This window comes from Lentzea sp. NPDC006480 (assembly GCF_040611995.1).
Taxonomy (GTDB): domain Bacteria; phylum Actinomycetota; class Actinomycetes; order Mycobacteriales; family Pseudonocardiaceae; genus Lentzea.
In genome coordinates this window covers 1-3350 of sequence record NZ_JBEXPJ010000322.1, presented here as the reverse complement: position 1 = coordinate 3350, position 3350 = coordinate 1, and the positions used below count along the sequence as shown (strand labels likewise).

Sequence of the window (3350 nt, the reverse complement as noted above, 5' to 3'; positions counted from 1 at the left end):
AACGCCGTCGCGTCGTACGGCAACTCGTTCGTGCGCCCGCTGTTCTCGTTGATCCTCGCGGTGTACATCGGCACGTTGCTGGTGCTGTTCGTGGTAGGTGACCCTTTGTGATCTTAGGCCGACCGAGTGGCTGTTAGCTAAATGAGACGTATACCTGTAGCCGTGTGTGCGACTCTTTTCGACGCACCCATCTGGGGGGATGGGAAGTAAATAGTCCAAACGAGGGGGGAAACCTCATGACCGTCCAGCGCGACAACCTCGATGTCGTTTCCGGGGCAGAAGTGGTCGAGGCGGCCGAGTCCGTGCTCGAGGGCACGCCGGTCGTCGAACCCGTACCCGTCGAGCCGGCGCCGCCGACCGAGGTGCCGGTCGTACCGCCGGTGAAGAAGGACGACCCCGAAGTCACGCCGATGTGCTGCGGCGGCATGCCGGGGCACGGGTTCGTCCGGCCGCTTGAGTTCGTACACGCTCCTGACTGCCCGAACGCCAAGGCGGACTAGTCACAGTGTGTGCCCTGTCCGTCACCTGGTCCTGTGCCTGGTTGGCGGACAGCGGCACTTGCTGCCATGTGGTGTGATGATCACATGCCCGCTCGTGCATTGGAGAGAGCGCGCGAGTTGCACCAGAGAGGGTGGGCGGAGCAGACGAGGTTCCGCTTCCCGGCAGCCATCAGGCTCCTCAAGCGTGCTCTCGTGCACGCCGACCGTGCCGATGACTCTCCTGATCGGACTGAGTTGCGCGCCCGCACGCTCTACATGCTCGGCCTTTGCGTTGGCGAGACGAGCGGCATGGACGTCGCGGTGGAGACTTTCGATGCTGCCCGCAGCGAGATCGACCGGTTGCCGGATCCGAGGCTCCGGGCGCAACTGCACGGCAGCGCGGACAACAACCAGGGCCTCATGGTCATGCGCATGGGGCAACCGGACCAAGCCGTCGAGTGGTTCGGCCGGTACATCGCCTTCGCGGAACAGGAGATCGGTCGCAATTCGGACCGCGGCCTGGTCGAACGGTTCGCGTCCACGCTGGTGAATCGCGGATTCGCGTACGCGGCCGTGCGGAAGCGAGAGCTGGCGATCGCGGATCTCGAGAGGGCGATCGCGCTGGCTCGCGAACACGACCTCCAGCCGCACTACCCGTTCGCGATGCACGCGTTGGGCAACGTCCACAAGCAAAGTGGTGCCTTGGCCGAGGCGTTGCGTCGCTACGAGGTTGCCGAGCGCATCTTTCGCGGCGACGAGCAACACGGCTACCTCGCCCGGCTGCAGCTGGACCAGGCCGAGGCCATGCTCATGATCGGACTGTCCGATGAGGCCGGTAAACACCTCGACGAGGCGCTTCCGGTGATGCGCAAGGAGAAGTTCGGCCAGGAGATCGCCGAGGTCGAGATGTTCCGCGCCTCGGCCGCGTTGCTGGACGGGCAGTTCGACCTGGCGCGCCGGATGGCCAAGCGGTCCGAACGCAAGCTAGTCCGCCGCGGCAGCACGTGGTGGATGATGGCCGGCTTGATCGAGCTGTGGGCGCACGGCCGGCACGCGATGCGCACCAAGCGGATCTCGAACGCGTTGGTGCAGAAGGCGTTGACGCTGTCCGACGAGCTCGCCGCGAACCACCTGGTCGACGAGTCACGGCTGGCGCTGCTCCTCGCGGCCCGGCTGGAGATCCGCCGGGGCAGGCTCGCGGACGCCGAGGAACTGCTGGAGAAGGTGCCGGGACCACGTGCCGTCACGCCGCTCGACCACCGCATGCAACGTCGGCTGGTGCTCGCGGAGTTAGCGCTGGCCAGGGGAAATCGACGTGCCGCGCTTATACACGCGCGCAAGGCCCTCGACGAGCTCGGCCGGGTGCGTGACCAGCTCGGCGGGCTGGAACTGGTTTCCGCCACCGCTGTCCACGGCAGGGAGCTCAGTGAGCTCGCGATCAAGCTCGTGCTGGAGGACGCCGACGCGCGCCGGCTCTTCGTCTGGTTGGAACGCACGCGCGCGCAAACCTACCGATACGAGCCGCTGGAGACGAGCGACAACAACGAGGTCGCCGAGCGGATCACCGAGGTGCGCAACCTCAGCTGGGCCATCCTGCGGCACGGTCTGTCCGGTCAGCCGACCGCGGAGCTGCGCGGCAAGCTCGTGAAGGCGCAGCGCGAGGCGAACCGCCTCGGCTGGCACTCCCAGCGGTGGGGCAAGCCGCGACCGGTCGCCGCCCTCGGCGAGGTGATCGCCGAGCTGGACCAGAAGGCCATGGTCAGCTTCGTCGTGTCGGACGGTGAGATGGCCGCCGTGGTCGTCGCGGGCGGCCGGGCCAGCCTGGTGCGGCTGGGCGACGCGACTGAGGCGCTGGAGAGCGCGCAGAAGCTCCACTTCGACCTGAACGCCCTCGCGCCGGACCACCTGCCGCCACCGCTGGTCCAGGTGATCGGGTCGTCGGCGCACAAGCAGGCCGACCGGCTCGACGAGTTGCTGATCAAGCCGCTCGCGCACCTCATCGGCGACCGCGAGCTGGTCATGGTGCCGACCGGGACGCTCTACGCGGTGCCGTGGGGTGTGCTGCCGAGCCTGCACGGACGACCTGTCGCCACCGCGCCGTCCGCCACGGCCTGGCTCGCCGCCGCCCAGACAGGCACACCCAAGACCGACCGCGTGCTGGTGGTGCGCGGGCCGGGGTTGCTGTTCGGGCAGGGCGAGATCGACCGGCTCGCGGTGCAGCACGAGAAGGCGACTGTCCTCTCGGGTGACAAGGCGACGGCGGCCGAGGTTCTGGCCCACCTCGACGGCGCTGACCTCGTGCACGTCGCGGCGCACGGCGAGCACGAGACCGAGAACGCGTTGTTCTCGCGCCTGGAGCTGGTCGACGGGCCGTTGTTCGCGCACGAGCTGGGCCGGCTGCGCAAGCCGCCCGCGCACGTCGTGCTGGCGGCGTGCGAACTGGCGTTGAACCGCATCAGGCCTGGTGACGAGGCTCTTGGGTTTGCCGGGGCGATGCTGGCCGGCGGTACGCGGACCGTGGTGGCCGCGGCCAGCAAGGTCGGCGACGAGGCCAGTGCGGCCGCGATGGCCGACTACCACCGGGCGCTGATCGCGGGGGCGGCTCCGGCGGTGGCACTGGCCGAGGCGATGGCGAAGGACCCGTTCCGCCGGCCGTTCCTGTGCCTGGGGTCCGGCTAGACGGTTGGTTCCACAGGCTGTCCGGCCCACGTCCATGAAGGTTGCCATCATGGACCAGCCAGACCGTGCATACGAGGCACATCAGGTACGCACGCCACGCGGCGACGGCCGGTTGGGTGTGACCAGCGGCGATTTGATCAAGAGTTGGTGGTACTTGCAGACGCCAACAGAGCCAATGCCGTGGAATCAACC

Annotated in this window: 2 protein-coding genes; both read left to right on the top strand. The window is 68.1% G+C overall.

Features of this window, described 5'->3' with window-relative positions:
* Positions 1-236: 236 nt before the first annotated feature.
* Positions 237-500, top strand: a complete 264-nt coding sequence (locus tag ABZX92_RS45550) for a hypothetical protein (protein WP_355572359.1) — start codon at positions 237-239, stop codon at positions 498-500.
* 192 nt (positions 501-692) lie between these two features.
* Positions 693-3158, top strand: coding sequence for a CHAT domain-containing tetratricopeptide repeat protein (locus tag ABZX92_RS45545; RefSeq protein WP_355572357.1), 2466 nt, complete (start codon positions 693-695; stop codon positions 3156-3158).
* The last annotated feature ends 192 nt before the right edge of the window (positions 3159-3350 follow it).

What these genes read in the sequence shown, in the direction of transcription:
- ABZX92_RS45550 (WP_355572359.1), top strand. Translation starts at nt 237, where the DNA reads ATGACCGTCCAGCGCGACAACCTCGATGTCGTTTCCGGGGCAGAAGTG.